Below are 18,284 nucleotides of genomic sequence, written 5' to 3'. Positions count from 1 at the left end.
ATGACACTCATGACGTCCGATACCGCTCCCCGGCGCCCCGCCGGGTGGGAGCCGGGCCGGCGCTTCCTGCTCCGCGCCGCGGGCCTGCCCGTGGAGACCGTCCACGGCCTGCGCTGCGCCGGTACCCGCCACTGGGCCGACCAGGTCCTGGCCCAGGAGGATCGCCTGACCGAGGGCGGCGCCGCCCTCAGCGACCTGCTGCACGATCTGGTCGAGTCGGCCGACGCGGAGGGCAGCGATGCCCGCCGCGCACTGCTGGGGCTGCGCCGCCAGGTGTTCAACAACCGGCTGCCCGCCGACCCCGAGGCCGCCGTACGCCTGGTGACCCAACTGGACGAGGCCGCCGGCGCACGGGTCTCCGGCTGGCTGGACGACCGCGTCCGGTACGGAGAACTCCTCGGCGAAGGAGCCGAGTTGCTGGAGGGTGAGCTGCGTACGGCGCGTACCCAGCTGCGCGGCGCGCTGTCCCGGGACCGGCTCCGGCTGGGGCTGCTGCTGGCCTCGCCGACCCTCGACAGCCGACTCGACGCCTATCTGCGCGACACGAGCTCCGTGCCCGGCAAACGGATGCGGAAGATCGAACGCTCCGCGCTCACCTACCTCTACCGCACGGCCTGCAAGACCAGCCCGTTCAGCACCCTCACCGCCGTCGCGGCCGGCACCTTCGACGGCGCCTCGGACAACGGCGACGCGGCCCTGCGTATCGGCGGGACGTGGCGCAGCCATGTGCGGCTCAATGTCGTCGCCCTGGGGCGGCTGGCCGAGCTGATCCTGGGCGACCCCGTACGACGCCAGGACCTTCCGGTCGTCCTGTCCCCGGGCTGGCGGCACGACGAGGACCGCATCCGCTACGTACGGCAGTGGGTGACGACGGGCGACGACAGCGCCTCCGTGACCTTCGACGCGGTCCGCGACCGGCTGTTCTATCTCCGCAGGAGCGGCACCCTGGAACGCCTGATCGCCCTCTTCGGCAGCCGCGACGGTCTGCGCCACCGCGACCTCGTCGACTGGCTGCGGGCCGAGCACGGCGCCGAGGCGGGCGAGTGCGAGCGGTACGCCACCGCACTGCTCCAGCTCGGCATGGTGCAGGTGCCGTGCCTGCGCACCGATGTGCACAGCCCGGACCCGCTGCGCTCCTTCCAGCAGGCCCTGCGCGACCTGGCGGCCCCGTGGGCCGACTCGGTGGCCGCCGGCCTGGACGGCCCGGCCGCCTGCCTGGCCGCGTACCCGGCCGCCGGGCTCGCCGAACGGCGGACCCTGCTGCACGCGTTGCGCGATCAACTCCTGGACGTACAAACGGAACTGGGCGCTGCGGAACCGGCGCTCCCGCAGACCCTGCTGTACGAGGACGTCAGCGCCGGCGACGACCCGGTCCGCGGGGGCGGCCTGCTGACCGGTGCGACGGGGCAGGCGCTGCGGGAGGTCGAGGGCATCCTGCCGATGTTCGACATCACGCTGCCCCAGCGCCTCACCCTGCGCGGCTTCTTCGTGGCCCGCTACGGACGCGGCGGACGCTGCGACGACCTGCTCGGCCTCGTGCACGACTTCCACGAGGACCTGTTCGACCAGTACGTCTCCTTCACCGGCAAGCGCAGCACGTTCGACGAGAACGGCGAGTACGTCCCCGAGGAGAACTGGCTCGGCCAGCCTTCGCTGCGGACCCTGGACGACGCCCGCCGCCGCTTCGTGGCGGGCATGCGCGAGCAGTGGGAGGAGAACGGCGCATCCGGCGAGATCCGGCTGCCCGGAGAACTGCTCACGGCCGTCGGCGACGAACTCGCGCCCCTGGTGGGCGATTTCACCCCGCAGAGCCATCACATCCAGGTGGCCCTGCCCGACCCGGACCGCGCCGGCGGCCCGCTGGTCGTGCTGAACCGCTCGTACGGCGGGCTCGCCTTCCCCTTCAGCCGCTTCACCCATGTGTACGACGGGTCCGGTGAGGCCGGTCCGCCCTCCGGGCCCGGGCTCTCGGACCGGCTGCGTGCCGAACACCGCGCGCGGCAGCCCGACGGAGCGGTGTTCGCCGAGCTGACCGGTGGCCCGGTCACCAGCAACCTCAACCTCCACGGCAGGCTGACGGACTACCAGATCGTGTGCCCCGGTGAGACCGCCACCGTCCCGGAGGCCGACCGGCTGCACCTGGACGACCTGTACCTGGAGCACGACGAGGACACCGACCGTCTCGTCCTGCGTTCGCACCGGCTGGGGTGCGAAGTCATCCCCGTCTACCTCGGCTACCTCGTCCCGGTGGCCCTGCCGGAGATCCCCCGCACGCTGTTGCTGCTCTCGCCGAGCACCATGACGCCGATCGGCATCTGGGGCGGCGTTCCCGAGGCCGAGGCCGTGGACGGCGTCACCCGCAGGCCGCGGGTGGTCCACGGCGACGTCGTGATCAGCCGCCGCAGCTGGACGGCGGACGCCACCACGCTCCCCGTCCGCCGCCCCGGCACGGGCGAGGCGCAGTGGTACCTGGACTGGCTGCGCTGGCGCCGCGCCCACGACCTGCCGGACCAGGTCTTCGCGACGGTGCTCCGGGACGGAGGCCGGGCCCTGGGCGCCAAACCCCTCTACCTGGACTTCGACAGCCCCCTGTCGCTGACCGCGTTCGACGCCCTGGTGGAACGCGAACCGGGTATCGCCGTGGTCCTGCGCGAGATGCTCCCGGCCGAGGACGGGCTGCACCTGACGTCCGAGCAGGGCCGCCACGTGGCCGAGCTGGCCGTAGAGACCTTCACCTCCCGCCCCCGTACCGAGGACCGCCCGACATGCCGGAACTGATATCGCCCCGCCCCGCCCGCTCCGGATCCACGACGGCCGAACCGGGCGAGTGGATCGCGCTGCACATCTTCTACGCCGCCAGCCCCCAGCCGATGCTCGTCAACTGCATCCGCCCCCTGGTGGGCCGCCTCACCGAGGAGGGGCTGCTGGCGGGCCATTTCTTCATCAACTACTGGCTGGAGGGCCCGCACGTCCGGCTGCGGCTCCGCCCGTCCGGCCCCGGCACCGCCGCCGAGGTGAAGCGCCGCGCCGAGGAGGCGCTCACCGAGTTCCTCCGCACCCGCCCCGCCCTGTACGAGGTCGACTCCGGCTTCCTGAAGGACTTCTACAACGCCCTGTTCGACATCGAGTTCCCCGGCGAGGACCGGGACCGGTACATGGGCGCGGACGGCCGGATGAACCTGCGGCAGAACAACTCGTTCAGCGAGGAGCCCTACGCCCCCGAGTACGCCAAGTACGGCGGGCCGGTGGGGGTCGAGCTCGCCGAGTGGCACTTCCGGCACTCCAGCGACCTGGTCATGGACGCCTTCCGCACCATGAACCTGCATCTGCGCACCGTGCTGCTCGGCACCTCCGCCCAGCTGATGATGGTGATGGCGAGCTGCTTCCTGCCGGAAGAGGACCTCCTCGCCGACTACCTGGACGGCTACTACGAGTTCTGGCACCGCGCCTTCCCCGGCACCGGCTTCATCGGCTCGAAGGAGTACGAGCGCACCTACGCGGAGATGGCACCCTCGCTGGGCCGCCGGTTCGCCGAGATCCGTGCCGCGGTCACGGCGGGCGAGCTGGAGCGGCTCCCCTCGTTCCTGCGGGGCTGGGCGGCCCACTGCCTGGAACTGCGGGACCGCATCGTGGACCTCACCACCCGCGGCGAACTCCTCTTCCCCGCCTGGGAGGGTCCCGCGCGGGAGGACACCGGCCAGCAGCGGGCGGAACCGGCGGACGCCGCCCCGCTGGAAAAGCTCACCCAGGTGCCGGCGGTGCTGCCGCGACTGCTCTCCCCGTACATGCACATGACCAACAATCGGCTGCATGTGACGATCCGCGACGAGGCGTACCTGTCCTTCATGCTCGCCCAGGTGCTGCGGGAGCCGGGCGCAGCCACGGCGAAGGCGGCGGACGCATGACTCCCGCCCCCGACAGAGCGGCGCCACCGCCGCACACACCCGCACCGGCCCCAGCCGCCCACGCAGCGGCGCGGGCCTACCGCCCCGCGCTCCGGGACGGCGTCCTGCTCAGCCCGCCCCTGCTGCGCGGTCCCCGCACCGTGCACCTGATCAAACACCCCGTCACCAGTGCCGCGTTCGAGGCCGGGGTCAAGGAGCACTTCGTCATCTCCCGGCTCGACGGGACCCGGAACCTCGACGACCTCGCGCCCGAGTACGCGGCCCGCTTCGGCCGCCGCCTCGCCGAGGACAACTGGAACCTGCTGCTCGGGCTCCTCGGCACCCGCGGCCTGCTGGCCGGCGCCCCCGATCCACCGCCCCCGGCGCCGGCTCCGCAGCGCCCCAGCACCTTCTGGCGCGGGACCCGCCGGATGGTCGCCGACGCCGACGCGACGACCTCACGGCTGCACCGTGTGCTGCGCCCCCTGCTCCACCGTGCCGTTCAGCTCCCCCTGCTGGCCGCCGTCCTCGTGATGGTGCTGACGCTCGTGCTGCACGCCGGTGAACTCCTGGACGGGACCGCCGAGTTGATCAGGCAGCCGGCCGTCCTGACAGCCGTCGCCCTGTTCCTCTGGTTCAGCATCACCGTCCACGAACTGGCCCACGGAGTCGCCGCCCAGCAGTACGGCGGCCACGTCACCGAGATCGGACTGCGCTGGCGGTTCCCGGCCGCGATGCTGTACTGCACCGTCGACAACTACCTCTTCCTCCCCGGCCTGCGCGCCAAGCTGGTGGTCGCCGGAGCGGGTGCGTACATCAACATGCTGCTCCTCCTGCCGTTCGGGATCTGGTGGTTCCTGCTCCCCGCGGACGACCCGACCCGCTCCCTCCTCGCCGGCCTGCTGCTGCTCGGCAGCGTCCAGGGGCTCAGCAACCTCGTCCCACTGCCCCCGCTCGACGGCTACCGCATGCTCGGCCACGCCCTGGGGACCGCCCACCTCGCCCCCGAGACCCGCACCTATCTGGCGCTGCGCCGGAGCCGGGGAAGGGCCGAGGCCACTGCCACCTACCCCGGCCGGGCCCGGCGGATCTACACGGCGTACGGGATCGGATCGGCGATCCTGCTCCTCCTCGCCGTGGCCGGCACCTGCACGGTGGTGCTTCTGCTGCTCAGGTGACCCCGACCGCGCGAACACACCCCGACCACAAGGATCCAGGCACCACATGAGTGAGGTACAGGCCATGCCATCCACACCCGCCGAAGGCACCCCCCCGACCACCGCCGTCCACGTACAGGGGGTCTCCAAGCGGTACGGAGACCGTCAGGCCGTGGACAACGTGTCCCTGGAGATCCACCGGGGCGAATTCTTCGGCCTCCTGGGCCCCAACGGCGCGGGCAAGTCCACCCTGGTGGAGATCATGGAGGGACTGCGCCGGGCCGACACGGGCTCGGTCACTCTCTTCGGAGAGTCTCCCTGGCCTCGCAACACCGCGCTGCTCCCCCGCATCGGCGTACAGACCCAGTCCTCGGCGTTCTTCGTACGGCAGACCGCGCACGAACACCTGCGCACCGTGGCCGCGCTGTTCGGAGCCTCCCGGGCAGCCGTCGACGCCACCCTGGACTCCGTGGCGCTCACCGAGCAGCGCGACGTACAGGTGGAAAGCCTCTCCGGCGGCCAGCGCCAGCGCCTCGCCATCGCTTCCGCCCTCGTCCACGGCCCCGAACTGATCTTCCTCGACGAGCCGACCGCCGCCCTCGACCCGCAGGCCCGCCGCGCCCTGTGGGAGGTGCTGCGCGGGCTGAAGGCCGAGGGACGCACCATCGTCTACACCACGCACCACCTCGACGAGGCCGAGGCGCTCTGCGACCGCATCGCCATCCTCGTGAACGGCTCGATCGCCGTGACCGACTCCCCGCACAACCTCGTCCGCGCCTCTGCGGCCCCCAGCCGGCTGATGCTGCCGCTGGGCCGGCTGGACGAACACGAGGCCGCGGCCATCTCCGGCGTCGACCGGGTCACCGTCCAGGGCGGCTCCCTCGTCCTGGAGACACGCACGGCCGGCCAGGTACTCAGCGCAGTCGACCGGATCACCGGACTCGACGGCGTACAGACCCGCACCGCCAGCCTCGAGGACGTCTACCTCGACCTGACCGCCCGGCTCACCGGTGCCCCGCAGGGCGCCCGCCGGAACCCCCAGAACACGGAGCAGCAGCCATGAGCGCCTACGCCGCACTGACCGGAGCGGGATACCGCGCCCAGGTCCGCGACAAGACCACCCTCTTCTTCACCTTCGCCTTCCCGCTCCTCTTCCTCGTCGTCTTCGGCCTGATCTTCCGCGGCCAGGACGTCGAACAGAGCGGCCTGTCCTACCTCTCGTACACCGCCGCCGGAGTCCTGTCCTGGGGTGTGGCGAACGCCGCCGTGTTCGGCATCGCGTTCACGCTCATGCAGTGGCGCACCGACGACATCCTGCGGCTGATCCGGATGTCCCCGGCCCCGCTGTCCGCCGTCATCGGCTCCCGCTACGTCATCGCCCTGATCGTGGGCGCCGTCCAGTCGGTGCTGTTCGTCGGCGTCGCGATGCTGCCGCTGTTCGGCCTCGAACCCGCCTCCGGCTGGCCGCTGCTGATCCCGGTGCTTGTCCTCGGCATCACCACTTTCCTGCTGCTCGGCGTGATCATCGGCTCGTTCGCCAACACCCCCGAGTCCGTCGCGGCCGTCGCCAACTTCCTGATGCTGCCCATGGCGTTCGTCTCCGGGTCCTTCTTCCCGCTCGACGCCATGCCCTCCTGGCTCCAGAAGGTCTCCCTGGTCATGCCGCTGCGCTACCTCAACGACGCGGTGTCCCACGCGCTGGCCGGACGAGGTGACGCCTCCGACGTCGCGGTGGGCTGCGCCGGACTCGCCGTGTTCGCCCTCGTCTTCGGTGCGATCGCCGTCAAGACCTTCCGCTGGACGAGGTCGTCATGACCACCGCTACGCGGCAGCTGCCACAGCCGATGGACCTGGCGCGGGCCCAGCTCCGCTCGGCGCTCGCCGGCCGCCTCGGCCACGACACCCCCGTCGTGCCCGTCGGCACCAGCGACGCCGCCCTCGGCGACCGGGGGGGCCCGGACCCCTGGGCTGCCGTCCGCGCCGAGGCACGTGTCCACCTCACCGCGTCCGCCGTGCTCGTCGGGCCGTGGGGCGGCGACGGCACCGCCCCCGCCTGTGGACGCTGCCTGGCGATGCGCTGGCAACGGCTGCGCAGCCGCAGCGAACGCGACGCGCTGGAGGCCGGCGGCCCCGACGGCCCCCGCCCGGCCGGGGCATGGCCACTTCTCACCGATCACGCGTACGACGCCGTCGCCGCCCTCTGCCGGGCGGTGCTGGACCACCCGGGCGCCGAACCCCCCACCACCACCGGGCCCGCCGACCGCACCCTGCCCCAGGTGTCCCGCCTCGACCTGAGGTCCCTTCGGATACGGACGTACCCCCTCCTCGCCGACCCGCTCTGCCCCGACTGCGCCCCGCCCCGCACCCCTGCCGAACCCCGCCCACTGACCCTCGCCGCGCAACCCAAACCCGACCCCGGCCGCTACCGGCTGCGCCACGCCTCCTCGTACCCCGTCCCGGAGGAGGCCCTCGCCAACCCGGTCTGCGGTGCGCTCGGCGGCGGCACCTGGCTCGACGTCACCTCCCCGACCACCGCACCGGTCGCCGGCAGCGTCTTCGTACGCGGTTACGCCGGGCTCAACGACGTCACCTGGAGCGGCCAGGAGAACGCCTTCTCCACCAGCCGCACCCTGGCCTTCCTGGAAGGCCTGGAGCGCTACGCCGGAACCCACCGGCGCGGCCGGTCCATCCCCGTCACCGGCTCCTGGAACGAGCTGAAGGCCGACGCCGTCGACCCCGCCGTCTGCGGCTTCTACGACCCGCGCACCTACCGCGACGACCCGCTGGTCGACCCGTTCGACCCGGACCGCGCCATCCCCTGGGAGTGGGGCTGGTCCCTGCGTGACGACCGGCCGGTCCTGGTTCCCTCCCGCCTCGTCTACTACAGCGCCGGCCTGGCGTCCGACAACTTCGTGTTCGAGTGCTCCAACGGCTGTGCCATCGGCGGCTGTCTGGAGGAAGCGGTCCTCGGCGGCCTCCTCGAACTCGTCGAGCGCGACGCCTTCCTCAACGCCTGGTACGGCAACGCCCGCCTCACCGAGATCGACCTGAGGACCGTCGGCAGCCGTACCGTCGCCGTGATGGCGGAGCGGGCCGCACTTCAGGGCTACGACGTACACGCCCTGGACAACCGCATCGACCTGGCCGTCCCCGTGGTCACCGCGGTGGCCGTACGCCGCGACGGCGGCCCCGGCATCCTGTCCTTCGCGGCGGCCGCCTCGCTGGACCCGCTGGGCGCGGTCGAGGGCGCCCTGTCGGAGGTACTCACCTACATCCCGCACCTCTCCCGCCAGACCGAGGAGCGCCGGGACGAACTGGAGGCGATGGCGGACGACTTCCACCAGGTTCGTCATCTCAAGGACCACGCCCAGCTCTACGGGCTGCCGAGGATGGCCGAGCACGCCCGCAGCTATCTGGAACCCCTGGCCGTACGCCCCTTCGACGCGGTCTACCGGGGCTGGGAGTCGGCCGGCCGGCCCCGCACCGGCGACCTGCGCGACGACGCCCGGGCCGTCACCGGCGAACTCGTCCGGGCCGGCCATGACGTGATCGTCGTCGACCAGACCACCCCGGAGCAGGAACGCGTGGGCCTGCGCACCGTCAGCACCCTGGTGCCGGGACTCCTGCCGATCGACTTCGGCTGGAACCGGCAGCGGGCACCCCTGATGCCTCGCCTGCGCACCGCCCTGCGACGCGGTGGCCACCGCACCACGGACCTGACCGACGCCGAGATCCGCATGGTCCCGCACCCGTTCCCGTAAGCGGCCGCTGTCCTGGAAACGCGGGACGCCCGGTACCCGTGGGAACGGGTACCGGGCGCGAACCCTGCGACTGCTGACGCTCGATCAGGCGGAGCAGGAGGTGGTGCTGGTGGTGGAGCTGCAGGTCGAGGTCGAGCTGGTGCTGGTGGAACCGGCCAGCACGACCTCGCTGGCGTCCGAGTAGTCGGAGATCTCGAAGGTCTCGGCCTCGAGCTCGAGGATCTCGTCGGCGAGGGTGCTCAGGTCCTTGTTCATGGTGTCTCCTCCTGATCGGGGCCCCGGACCGGGGCCGCCACCTACCGGTGTGTGCGCCACTCATTCCATCGGCCGCCGCTCACCGTTCGGCATGCCTCCCGCACACACATCGCTGGCACGCCACGCCAGCGCCCGACAGCGACAGCCGCACACATCCACCGAGGAGCCCCGACATGCCCCAGACCCACCCTGCCCTCGCCCGTGCCGGTGAGGTGGTCCGCCCGGCCCTCACCCTCTACCTGGACGTCCACCGCACCCCGGAACTCTCCGGCGAGGAGCGCCGTACAGCCGCGCTGTTCGCCGACCGGCTCGCCGCCATCGGCTGCGAGGTGACCCGCGGCATCGGAGGCCATGGCGTGGTCGGCGAACTCCGCAACGGCGAGGGCCCGCGCGTGTACGTGCGCGCCGAGCTCGACGCCCTGCCCCTGGACGAACTCACCGGCCTCCCGTACGCGAGCGACAACGGCGCCATGCACGCCTGCGGCCACGACCTGCACCTGGCCGCCGCGGCCGGCACGGCGGACCTGCTGGCCCGCACCACCGCGCACTGGCGCGGCACCCTCGTCGTCCTCGGCCAGCCGGCCGAGGAGACCCTGACGGGAGCCCGCGCGATGCTGGACGACGGCCTGTACGAGCGCTTCGGCAGACCGGACGTCGTCCTGGCCCAGCACACGGCACCGCTGCCCGCCGGAATGGTCGCGCACGGCGGCGGCCACGGCCCGGTCGCCGCGGCGAGCGCCGCCCTGAGCGCCGTACTGCACGGCCGGGGCGGCCACGCCGCCACACCCCACCTCACCGTGGACCCCGTGGTGACGGCGGCGGCCGTGATCAGCCGCCTCCAGACCGTCGTCTCCCGCGAGAGCGCCCCCGCCGAACAGGTCACCCTGACCGTCGGCACCGTGCGAGCGGGCACGGCGGTGAACGTGGTCCCGGACACGGCCGAACTCGGCATCGGCCTGAGGGCGCTCACCGACGAGTCCCTGAACCGCGCCCTGGCGGCGGTGGAGCGCATCGTACGGGCCGAGTGCAGCGCCTCGGCCTGCCCGCGCGAACCGGACCTCACGACGGTCTCCCGCTCACCCGCACTGTGGGGTGACCCCGACACGACCCGGGCGATCCGCGAAGTTCACACCGCCCTCTACGGCCCGCAACGGGTCGGCACCTGGCCGCCGTCGATGGCGGCCGAGGACTTCCCTCTCTACGGCGACGCGGGCCTCGCCGTGCACGGTGAGGCCGGAATCCCCCTGGTCTACTGGATGTTCGGGACCGCAAGCCCCAAGCAGTGGGCCGTCTCCCCCGCACACCTCCCGCCCAACCATTCCCCCCATTTCGCCCCGGACATCCGCACGGCCCTGCCCCCGGCGATCACCGCACTGACGGCAGCGGCCCTCGACCGGCTCGGCGGAGAGCCAGGGGGCCCGATTCCGGCAGGAAGTGGGCGCAGCGGCCCGGCGTGATGGCCGAAGGCGCGCGACTCGCCCGCCCGGCCGGTGTCATGACCGACTCTCCGGCCTCAGGACGATCGAGGCTTTTCCCCTGTATGTGCCGGGCAGTTACCCCGCTGTATGCGCCGGGCATCTACCCCGCGGCATCGCTGACGAAACGTGTGATCGCTCTCGATCCCCGAGGCCGTATGCCATTGCCAGCGGCCGAATAACTTCTCAAGATCGGTTGGAGCCACGGAATCTCACCGATCCCGTGTGGTGCGAGGCGGATTGTGGAGAGAGGGGTCGCGATGCCCAAGGCTCTGGACCTGGTCGATGCCGGGAAACGTGTCCTCGGTGAGCAACTGCGGGACGGATCCGGCGAGGCGGGGCGACTCCCTGCGCGTCCCGGGCTTCCGCCGGAGCACATGGCTCATGTCCTCGACACGTTGCTGGGCAGTGGCCGCGTGAACGTCGCCGCTTCCCTCGACTCCCGGGTGGATCTCTCCGGCCCCGTCGACTTCGGCATGATCCCGTTCGAGGCCAAGGGCGCGACGTACAAGAAGCTCACCCGCACCCTGACCGTCAGCAACGACACGGACGCGGCGACCACCGTGAAGCTCGCCGCCCGCGTCACGAAGGGCGCCCTGGCCGACGGCACGCTGACGTTCGGTCAGGACGGGGTGACCGTCCCCGCCGGTGGCAGCACCGAGGTCCCGGTCGTCCTCGACCCGAACCTCCTCGCCGCGGACAGCTACATGGGCGAGGTCACGGCGACCACCGCGGACGGCGCCACGGCGCACGCCGCGCTCGGCTTCGTCAAGGAGGCCGAACAGTACGAACTGGCCGTCGGCCTCAAGGACCGCGAGGGCGGCGCCCCCGACCGGGGCCTCGTCGTCGCCATGGGCCTCGACAACGACTACTACGAGACCTTCCCGACGAGCGGCCTCGGCAGCCTCAAGATGCGCGTTCCCCGGGGGACGTACGCCGTCTTCGGCGGGATCACCACTGGGGACCTCGGGTACCGAGGCGGATTCGCCGACGCCCTCGACCTGTTCAGCCTCCCGGAGGTCACGGTCGCCGACAAGGCCGTCGCCGTGACCGCGGACGCCACCCGGGCGAGCGACTTCCGTCTGGACGTCGCCGGTGACAAGCGCCCCCTCCAAGCCTCCACGTTCACCTACCAGTTGCAGCGCACCGCCCCGAACGGCCGCACCGCGGGTCTCTCCATGACCGGCGACGCCTCCCCCACGACCGGGCACTTCGGCGCGGTCCCCACCGCGAAGCCCCGCATGGGCACGCTGTCCGCGACCTTCTACCAGCGTGAGCGGCAGCCACTGCTCACCGGTGAGGCCACCGGCCGCAAGGGCTTCCCCCTGACGCTGCGGGCCCCCGGCAACCTCGCGCGCTTCGCCGGCACGAAGAACCTCGAACTCGTGGACATCGGCGGCGGCAGCCCCGAGGAGCTGGCCGGCAAGAACGTCAAGGACAAGGCCGTTCTCGTACACAACGACTATCCGATCAACGTCGGATCGCTGGCAGGTCAGCTGGAGGACGCAGGCGCCGCCGCCGTCCTCGTCGCCCGGAAGACCGACCGCAGCGTCTACGTCGGCGTCGGCGACGGCCTGCACATCCCGTTCGCCGCGATCAGTCATCAGGACGGCAAGGCACTGGCCGCGCAGACCGCGGCAGCCGGCAAGGGCAAGGCGGCCACCGTCGCCCTGCACGGCCGGAAGGAATCGGCCTACGCCTACTCCGGGCAGTGGACCTTCCGTGACGGCATCCCCGCCGACCTCGGCATCACGGTCCGGCGCGAGGACTTCGCCAAGGTCACCAACGTCTTCCACGGCTACGGGAAGGAGGAGTCCACCACGTACGTGCAGGATGTGTGGGGTCCCGAGGGGACGAACACCGTGTCGGAGCGAGTGCCGGAAACCGTCCTCCGGGGACAGCAGCGCGACGACTTCGTCTACGCGAAGGGGGGTCTCACCTACCAGCAGCACGTCGGATTCCAGCTCTACGGGCCCGAGATGCACGGCAGGACCGAGGCCCCGCGCCCCGCCGGCTCCACGACCGAGGACTGGTTCGGGCCCGCCCTGCACGCGGCTCCACTGGGCGGCCTGATGTCCTGCAACTTCTGCAGCACCGACCTCGGCATCGTCCCGTTCCCCGGGTTCGCGGGAGACTCCGACCCCGAGCACTACGCGGACTGGGGCGTCGACGTCACACTGGCGTTCCGGCGTGACGGGAAGCCGATCGAGGACCAGAGCCAGTGGATCGTCAAGGACAAGGCCGCCTACCAGCTGGACATCGACGTCCGGTACGACGCCTCGGACGAGAAGTACTACGAGGACGCCAAGGCCACTCACGCGCAGTACTCGTTCACGGCCGACGCCCCGCGCGGGATGTCCGAGGAAGCCTGCAAGGACTTCCTGGGCCAGGTCTCCGCCTGTGAGCCCCTGCCGGTGATCACCACGCACTACCGGATGTCCGCGGACCCGCTCGACCGGGTCCGTGCGGGCACCCCGTACTCCTTCACGCTGGACGGCTACCGGGCCACCGGTTGGAAGGGGTCGACGAAGCTCGCCGGGGCGAAGGTCTCGGTGAGCTACGACGCCGGCCGGACCTGGCACCCGGCCACGGTCGAGCGGGCGGACGCGGACTCCTTCCGGGTCTCCTACCGGCAGCCGAAGCTCTCCGCGACCAACGGATACGTCGCCGTCAAGGCCGAACTCTGGGACGACGCGGGCAGCCGCACCGTCGAAACCCTCGACCGGGCCTACACGCTGAAGTAGCCCCGGGCCGAGCGTGGGCGCCGCACCGGACCCCCGTCCGGTGCGGCGCCCTCACGACCGGGGCCGGAAAGAACCACGAGGACGATCAGAACCACTCGTCGCGCGCGGGTGGTTCGCAGAGCTCGAAGACCACCTCGCCCGCATCCGGATCGCCACCGGCGACCGGGCGGACCCGGGCACCGGCCGACACCAGGTGCGGCGCGGCACCGACGACGCGGCAGCGGAACACGAAGCCCTCGGGCAGCCGGACGAGGGACTCGTTGCGCGCCGCTTCCGTGTAGCGGTGCACGACCCCGGACCTCACCACGACGCCCAGCCCGGCGCTGTGTTCGGGCTTCAGATCACTCGATGCGCACACCGGACACAGCAGCCTCCGGAAGGAGGCGGTGCCGCACCAGCGGCACCGGTGGTAGTGCAGGCCGGCTTCCTCATGCACCGTCTGCACGGTGCCACTTGACGACTGGGACATGTTCGACCCCCTGCGCTCGCCTCGGATGCGCCACACCTGCGCGTCGGCGCGTCCGCACCATAGGACACTGAGTGCCGAAACGTAAAGGCACTCAGTGCCAGATGCGGTACGGTCCGGTGTCAGCCTTGACCGATGACCGACTCGATCTGCTGCACGACGCGCCACATCGGAGCACCCTTCGCCGCGACCATGACGACCACGTCGCCGCCGGGCGAGGGCGCGGACGTGCCTCCGGCCGCCGCGCTCCCCCATACCTGGCGCACCAGCCCGAGGGCGTGATCCACCGCGGCCTCCGCGTCCCCGTCACCGCCCGAACGCAGCCAGGTCCGCAGCCCGTTGTTGTGCGCGGCGACGACGGACGCGGCGATCACCTCGGCCCGCAGCGCGCCGTCCCCCGACTCGCCGTACCGGTCCCGGAGATAGCCGGCCAGCGTCTGCTCGTACCGGCGCACCACGGACAGTTCGTAGGTGCGCAGCCCGGGCACCTCCCGGGTGAGCCGGTAGCGCTGGACGGAGAATTCGGGGTTGGCGGAGTACATCCGAAGGACGAGCCGGGCCGCGTCGCACACCGCGTCGACCGGCTCCGCGTCACCGACCGCCGCCAGGAAGGCGGTCATGTCGGCGAGACAGCGTTCGTGGTCCGGGAAGACCGCGTCCTCCTTGGACGGGAAGTACCGGAAGAACGACCGGCGCCCGACCCCGGCCCGCGCCACGATGTCGTCCACCGTGGTCTGCTCGAAGCCCCGCTCCAGGAAGAGCTGGAAGGCCGCCTGGGCGAGCACCTCCCGCATGGGGGCCTTCTTCGCCGGTCTGCGTGCGTCAGTCATGCGGGGAACGTAACACCGGAGAGCCCCTTCTGGCACTAGGTTCCTTTACAGAGGGTACTGAGTGCCATATCGTCAACCTACGAACCATACCCAGGTAGGAGAGCCGGCGTGAGCTTGAGGATCGTTGTCTGTGTGAAGTACGTGCCCGACGCCACCGGGGACCGGCATTTCGCCGATGACCTGACGCTGGACCGTGAGGATGTCGACGGTCTGCTGTCGGAGCTCGACGAGTACGCGGTGGAGCAGGCGCTGCAGATCGCGGACGAGGCGGACGATGCGGAGATCACTGTGCTGACGGTGGGTCCGGAGGATGCCAAGGACGCGTTGCGCAAGGCGTTGTCGATGGGTGCGGACAAGGCCGTTCACGTCGAGGACGACGGTCTGCACGGTTCGGACGTGATGGGTACGTCGCTGGTGCTGGCGAAGGCGATCGAGAAGGCCGGTTTCGACCTGGTGATCGCCGGTATGGCGTCGACGGACGGGGTGATGGGTGTGGTTCCCGCGCTGCTGGCGGAGCGTCTGGGTGTTCCGCAGGTCACGTTGCTGTCCGAGGTTTCCGTGGCGGGCGGGGTCGTCAGGGGCCGCCGTGACGGTGACACGGCGTCCGAGCAGCTGGAGGCTTCTCTGCCGGCGGTGGTGTCGGTGACGGACCAGTCGGGTGAGGCGCGGTACCCGTCGTTCAAGGGGATCATGGCGGCGAAGAAGAAGCCGGTGGAGTCCTGGGATCTGGAGGACCTGGAGATCGAGGCGGACGAGGTCGGTCTGGCGGGTGCCTGGACCGCGGTCGATTCGGCGGCGGCGCGTCCGGCCCGTACGGCGGGCACGATCGTCAAGGACGAGGGCGAGGGCGGCAAGCAGCTGGCCGAGTTCCTGGCGGGCCAGAAGTTCATCTGACCCCGGCCCCGGCCCCGGTCCCGGTCCGGGTCCCGTTTCCGTTTCCGTTCTCGTTTTTCTTCGCAACTCGCAGGAGATTGAAGTCCCATGGCTGAAGTTCTCGTCTTTGTCGATCACGTGGACGGTGCCGTCCGCAAGCCCACGCTGGAGCTGCTGACGCTGGCGCGGCGTGTCGGTGAGCCGGTCGCGCTCGCGCTGGGTGCGGGTGCCGCGGGCACGGCCGGTGTGCTGGCCGAGCATGGTGCGGTGAGGGTCCTGACGGCTGATGCGCCGGAGTTCGCCGAGTACCTGGTGGTGCCGAAGGTCGATGCGCTGCAGGCGGCGTACGAGGCGGTGTCGCCGGTCGCGGTGCTGGTCCCGTCGTCCGCGGAGGGCAAGGAGATCGCGGCCCGTCTCGCGGTCCGTATCGGTTCGGGGATCATCACGGACGCGGTGGATCTGGAGGCCGGTGAGCAGGGCCCGGTCGCCACGCAGTCCGCGTTCGCCGCGTCGTTCACCACCAGGTCCCGGGTCTCCAAGGGCACCCCGGTGATCACGGTCAAGCCGAACTCGGCGCCGGTGGAGGCCGCTCCGGCCGCGGGTGCGGTCGAGGCGCTGGTGGTGTCGTTCTCCGAGAAGGCCACCGGCACCAAGGTCGTCTCCCGCACCCCGCGTGAGTCGACGGGGCGCCCGGAGCTGACCGAGGCCGCGATCGTCGTCTCGGGTGGCCGGGGTGTCAACGGCGCCGAGAACTTCGCGGTCATCGAGGCGCTGGCGGACTCGCTCGGTGCGGCGGTCGGTGCGTCGCGGGCGGCCGTGGACGCGGGCTGGTACCCGCACTCCAGCCAGGTCGGCCAGACCGGCAAGTCCGTCTCGCCACAGCTGTACATCGCGTCCGGTATCTCCGGGGCGATCCAGCACCGCGCGGGCATGCAGACGTCCAAGACGATCGTCGCGATCAACAAGGACGCCGAGGCCCCGATCTTCGACCTCGTCGACTACGGCGTCGTCGGCGACCTCTTCCAGGTCGTGCCCCAGCTCACCGAAGAGGTCAGGACCCGCAAGGGCTGACCCACCCCCCTCGAAACAGCGTCCCGACGGTCCGGGGCCGCGTGGTGTGCACTCACTCACCGCACGGCCCCGGACCGTCCTGCCGATCCGGCTCACGTCCAACTCGCCCCCGGCGCAAGGGCGTCAGCCGCTGTCGGCGGCGCGGGCCGTCCAGCGTTCCTCGACCTTCGCGATCCTCCAGTACGCCAACGCCACCGCCCACACCAGCACGAAGAGCCCGACGATGATGTAGCCGACGTTGCCCAGGTCGAGGCCGGAGATCCAGCCGGTGACCGAGTCCCGGAGATCGAGCTTGTCGTGCAGGACGGTGACCAGCTCGATCGTGCCGATGAAGAAGGCGACCGCGATCGACAGGCCCGTGATGGCAAGGTTGTAGAAGACCTTGCGTACGGGGTTGGAGAAGGCCCACTGGTAGGCGAAGTTCATGAACGTCCCGTCGAGCGTGTCGAACAGGCTCATCCCGGCGGCGAACAGCAGCGGCAGGCACAGGATCGCGTACCAGGGCAGACCGGCCGCGGCACCGCTGCCCGCCATGACCATCAGGGTGACCTCCGTGGCGGTGTCGAAGCCGAGACCGAAGAGGAAGCCGAGCGGATACATCTGGCCGGGCCTGGTGATGGACCGGGTGAACCGGCCGAGGATCCGGTTCATGAACCCCCGCGAGTCCAGGTGCTGCTCCAGCTCGGCCTCGTCGAAGCGGCCGGCCCGCATCGCCCTGAACACCCGCAGGATGCCGACGAGCGCGACGAGGTTCAAAGCGGCGATCAGGTAGAGGAAGGACCCGGAGACGGTCGTGCCGACCACGCCCAGCACCTGGTGCGTGCCCGAATTCTCGTTGATCAGCACCCCCGCGAGGCGCGCTCCCCCGGCTACCAGCGCTGCCATGGCGATGACCACGCTGGAGTGTCCGAGCGCGAACCAGAAGCCGACCGAAACGGGCCGCTTGCCGTCGGCCATCAGTTTGCGGGTCGTGTTGTCGATGGCGGCGATGTGGTCGGCGTCGAAGGCGTGCCGCATGCCGAGGGTGTAGGCGGTGATCCCGAGCCCGATGCCGAACGCCTTGGATCCGACCTCGTAATGCCCCGGCACGACCAGCAGGAACAACACGCCGAACGCCACCACGTGCAGGGCCGCTATCACCGCGAGCAGCCCCGCGGTGCGGATGGTGTCCTCGCGCCGCCACTTGAACACGGCAGACTCGGGCAGGGTCATACGGTCACGCTCCAGCACCTCGTGGATAACTTCGTGAGATGCCGTGGCCGGTCTCCTGGCTGACGGGTTCGCTCGCGCTCGTACCCGCCCCGGCCTTCCCAGCCGCGCTCTGCGGCCAGTGGCGTCAGTGGGACGGATACTCCCCGATCACAGTGGCGAGGGCCGCTCCGGCCTGAGACTCCCTGGAGTCTGTCACCGGTCTTCCCGAACACCACGACGCGCACACTCTAGATTCCCGTGAGTGACACCCACAAGTACGCCGGGTCCGACCGGTGGCACAGTGGACGGAGGGCGCGGCCGTCCTCGCTCGCTGCGCGGTCCCGGCCGAAGCGGCCGACGACGAGCTGCCTGCGGCGCTCTCTCCGGACGAGCAGCATCAGCTGAGAAGCGCCGTCGTCGAGCAACTCCCGCGCCGAGCGCCCCTCCACGCCCTCGGCGCACAGAGTGAACTCCCCTTCCTCCGCATGCCGGAGTTCGTAACGCACGGCCCCGTTGTGACGGCGGATTAGATCGCGCGGCAGGGACGTTGTGCGTGATCGGTGCCGATTCGTAGAGG

At 71.1% G+C, this 18,284-nt stretch carries 15 protein-coding genes and 1 riboswitch; of the genes, 10 read left to right on the top strand and 5 right to left on the bottom strand.

The genetic code is table 11. The features are described from left to right. Genes ACFVV1_RS23815 through ACFVV1_RS23790 form a run of 6 tightly spaced genes read left to right on the top strand, consistent with a single transcriptional unit; the run spans position 1 to position 8,802 of the window. Positions 1-2,778: a lantibiotic dehydratase gene (locus tag ACFVV1_RS23815; RefSeq protein WP_389992506.1), complete on the top strand. Its 2,778-nt coding sequence runs from the start codon at positions 1-3 to the stop codon at positions 2,776-2,778. After that, the gene (locus ACFVV1_RS23810) at positions 2,766-3,905 is read left to right on the top strand and encodes a lantibiotic dehydratase C-terminal domain-containing protein (RefSeq protein WP_389992503.1); all 1,140 of its coding nucleotides are present in this window, start codon (positions 2,766-2,768) and stop codon (positions 3,903-3,905) included. Before ACFVV1_RS23815 ends, ACFVV1_RS23810 begins: the two co-directional genes overlap by 13 nt. Then, the gene (locus tag ACFVV1_RS23805) at positions 3,902-5,062 is read left to right on the top strand and encodes a peptidase M50 (protein ID WP_389992500.1); all 1,161 of its coding nucleotides are present in this window, start codon (positions 3,902-3,904) and stop codon (positions 5,060-5,062) included. The genes ACFVV1_RS23810 and ACFVV1_RS23805 overlap by 4 nt, the downstream gene beginning before the upstream one ends. A 46-nt stretch (positions 5,063-5,108) precedes the next feature. Beyond that, on the top strand, positions 5,109-6,104 hold the full coding sequence (locus ACFVV1_RS23800; RefSeq protein WP_389992497.1) for an ABC transporter ATP-binding protein: 996 nt from the start codon (positions 5,109-5,111) through the stop codon (positions 6,102-6,104). Continuing rightward, positions 6,101-6,856 carry an ABC transporter permease gene (locus tag ACFVV1_RS23795; protein WP_389992494.1) on the top strand — a complete coding sequence of 252 codons (756 nt, stop codon included), beginning with the start codon at positions 6,101-6,103 and terminating at the stop codon, positions 6,854-6,856. Before ACFVV1_RS23800 ends, ACFVV1_RS23795 begins: the two co-directional genes overlap by 4 nt. Beyond that, on the top strand, positions 6,853-8,802 hold the full coding sequence (locus tag ACFVV1_RS23790; RefSeq protein WP_389992491.1) for a TOMM precursor leader peptide-binding protein: 1,950 nt from the start codon (positions 6,853-6,855) through the stop codon (positions 8,800-8,802). Before ACFVV1_RS23795 ends, ACFVV1_RS23790 begins: the two co-directional genes overlap by 4 nt. An 84-nt stretch (positions 8,803-8,886) precedes the next feature. On the opposite strand, the gene ACFVV1_RS23785 is transcribed toward ACFVV1_RS23790, so the two are convergent. After that, entirely contained in the window at positions 8,887-9,057 is a 171-nt protein-coding gene (locus ACFVV1_RS23785; RefSeq protein WP_030757923.1) for a thiazolylpeptide-type bacteriocin, read from the bottom strand. A 173-nt stretch (positions 9,058-9,230) separates the two neighbouring features. Here ACFVV1_RS23785 and ACFVV1_RS23780 point away from each other — a divergent pair, with 173 nt between their 5' ends. Then, positions 9,231-10,514, top strand: coding sequence for an amidohydrolase (locus ACFVV1_RS23780; protein WP_389992489.1), 1,284 nt, complete (start codon positions 9,231-9,233; stop codon positions 10,512-10,514). Between the two features lie 278 nt (positions 10,515-10,792). Further along, positions 10,793-13,276, top strand: coding sequence for a hypothetical protein (locus tag ACFVV1_RS23775; RefSeq protein WP_389992487.1), 2,484 nt, complete (start codon positions 10,793-10,795; stop codon positions 13,274-13,276). 85 nt (positions 13,277-13,361) lie between these two features. Here the strand turns inward: ACFVV1_RS23775 and ACFVV1_RS23770 are convergent, their stop codons facing one another. Both ACFVV1_RS23770 and ACFVV1_RS23765 read right to left on the bottom strand, forming a co-directional pair. Beyond that, positions 13,362-13,745: a Zn-ribbon domain-containing OB-fold protein gene (locus ACFVV1_RS23770; protein WP_389992484.1), complete on the bottom strand. Its 384-nt coding sequence runs from the start codon at positions 13,743-13,745 to the stop codon at positions 13,362-13,364. A 119-nt stretch (positions 13,746-13,864) separates the two neighbouring features. Further along, a complete protein-coding gene (locus ACFVV1_RS23765) occupies positions 13,865-14,536 on the bottom strand; it encodes a TetR family transcriptional regulator (protein ID WP_389992562.1) in 672 nt (223 codons plus the stop codon). Between the two features lie 144 nt (positions 14,537-14,680). On the opposite strand from ACFVV1_RS23765, the gene ACFVV1_RS23760 reads away from it, so the two are divergent. Together ACFVV1_RS23760 and ACFVV1_RS23755 are read left to right on the top strand one after the other, a co-directional pair. Beyond that, a complete protein-coding gene (locus tag ACFVV1_RS23760; protein ID WP_389992481.1) occupies positions 14,681-15,466 on the top strand; it encodes an electron transfer flavoprotein subunit beta/FixA family protein in 786 nt (261 codons plus the stop codon). Positions 15,467-15,553: 87 nt separating this feature from the next. Beyond that, positions 15,554-16,516 carry an electron transfer flavoprotein subunit alpha/FixB family protein gene (locus ACFVV1_RS23755; protein WP_389992478.1) on the top strand — a complete coding sequence of 321 codons (963 nt, stop codon included), beginning with the start codon at positions 15,554-15,556 and terminating at the stop codon, positions 16,514-16,516. Between the two features lie 123 nt (positions 16,517-16,639). On the opposite strand, the gene ACFVV1_RS23750 is transcribed toward ACFVV1_RS23755, so the two are convergent. Together ACFVV1_RS23750 and ACFVV1_RS23745 are read right to left on the bottom strand one after the other, a co-directional pair. Continuing rightward, positions 16,640-17,728 (bottom strand): HoxN/HupN/NixA family nickel/cobalt transporter, encoded by a 1,089-nt coding sequence (locus tag ACFVV1_RS23750; RefSeq protein WP_389992475.1) that lies wholly within the window; start codon positions 17,726-17,728, stop codon positions 16,640-16,642. Between the two features lie 27 nt (positions 17,729-17,755). Next, positions 17,756-17,959, bottom strand: a riboswitch (cobalamin riboswitch). Then, the gene (locus tag ACFVV1_RS23745; protein ID WP_389992472.1) at positions 17,956-18,213 is read right to left on the bottom strand and encodes a hypothetical protein; all 258 of its coding nucleotides are present in this window, start codon (positions 18,211-18,213) and stop codon (positions 17,956-17,958) included. It overlaps the preceding riboswitch by 4 nt. Positions 18,214-18,284 lie beyond the last annotated feature (71 nt).

Origin of the sequence: Streptomyces sp. NPDC058092 (assembly GCF_042884935.1) — a bacterium.
Lineage (GTDB): Bacteria > Actinomycetota > Actinomycetes > Streptomycetales > Streptomycetaceae > Streptomyces.
Note: the sequence above shows the minus strand (reverse complement) of the source record. Positions and strands in the feature narration are given on the sequence as shown.

What these genes read in the sequence shown, in the direction of transcription:
- ACFVV1_RS23815 (WP_389992506.1), top strand. Translation starts at nt 1, where the DNA reads ATGACACTCATGACGTCCGATACCGCTCCCCGGCGCCCCGCCGGGTGG.
- ACFVV1_RS23810 (WP_389992503.1), top strand. Translation starts at nt 2,766, where the DNA reads ATGCCGGAACTGATATCGCCCCGCCCCGCCCGCTCCGGATCCACGACG.
- ACFVV1_RS23805 (WP_389992500.1), top strand. Translation starts at nt 3,902, where the DNA reads ATGACTCCCGCCCCCGACAGAGCGGCGCCACCGCCGCACACACCCGCA.
- ACFVV1_RS23800 (WP_389992497.1), top strand. Translation starts at nt 5,109, where the DNA reads ATGAGTGAGGTACAGGCCATGCCATCCACACCCGCCGAAGGCACCCCC.
- ACFVV1_RS23795 (WP_389992494.1), top strand. Translation starts at nt 6,101, where the DNA reads ATGAGCGCCTACGCCGCACTGACCGGAGCGGGATACCGCGCCCAGGTC.
- ACFVV1_RS23790 (WP_389992491.1), top strand. Translation starts at nt 6,853, where the DNA reads ATGACCACCGCTACGCGGCAGCTGCCACAGCCGATGGACCTGGCGCGG.
- ACFVV1_RS23785 (WP_030757923.1), bottom strand. Translation starts at nt 9,057, where the DNA reads ATGAACAAGGACCTGAGCACCCTCGCCGACGAGATCCTCGAGCTCGAG.
- ACFVV1_RS23780 (WP_389992489.1), top strand. Translation starts at nt 9,231, where the DNA reads ATGCCCCAGACCCACCCTGCCCTCGCCCGTGCCGGTGAGGTGGTCCGC.
- ACFVV1_RS23775 (WP_389992487.1), top strand. Translation starts at nt 10,793, where the DNA reads ATGCCCAAGGCTCTGGACCTGGTCGATGCCGGGAAACGTGTCCTCGGT.
- ACFVV1_RS23770 (WP_389992484.1), bottom strand. Translation starts at nt 13,745, where the DNA reads ATGTCCCAGTCGTCAAGTGGCACCGTGCAGACGGTGCATGAGGAAGCC.
- ACFVV1_RS23765 (WP_389992562.1), bottom strand. Translation starts at nt 14,536, where the DNA reads ATGCGGGAGGTGCTCGCCCAGGCGGCCTTCCAGCTCTTCCTGGAGCGG.
- ACFVV1_RS23755 (WP_389992478.1), top strand. Translation starts at nt 15,554, where the DNA reads ATGGCTGAAGTTCTCGTCTTTGTCGATCACGTGGACGGTGCCGTCCGC.
- ACFVV1_RS23750 (WP_389992475.1), bottom strand. Translation starts at nt 17,728, where the DNA reads ATGACCCTGCCCGAGTCTGCCGTGTTCAAGTGGCGGCGCGAGGACACC.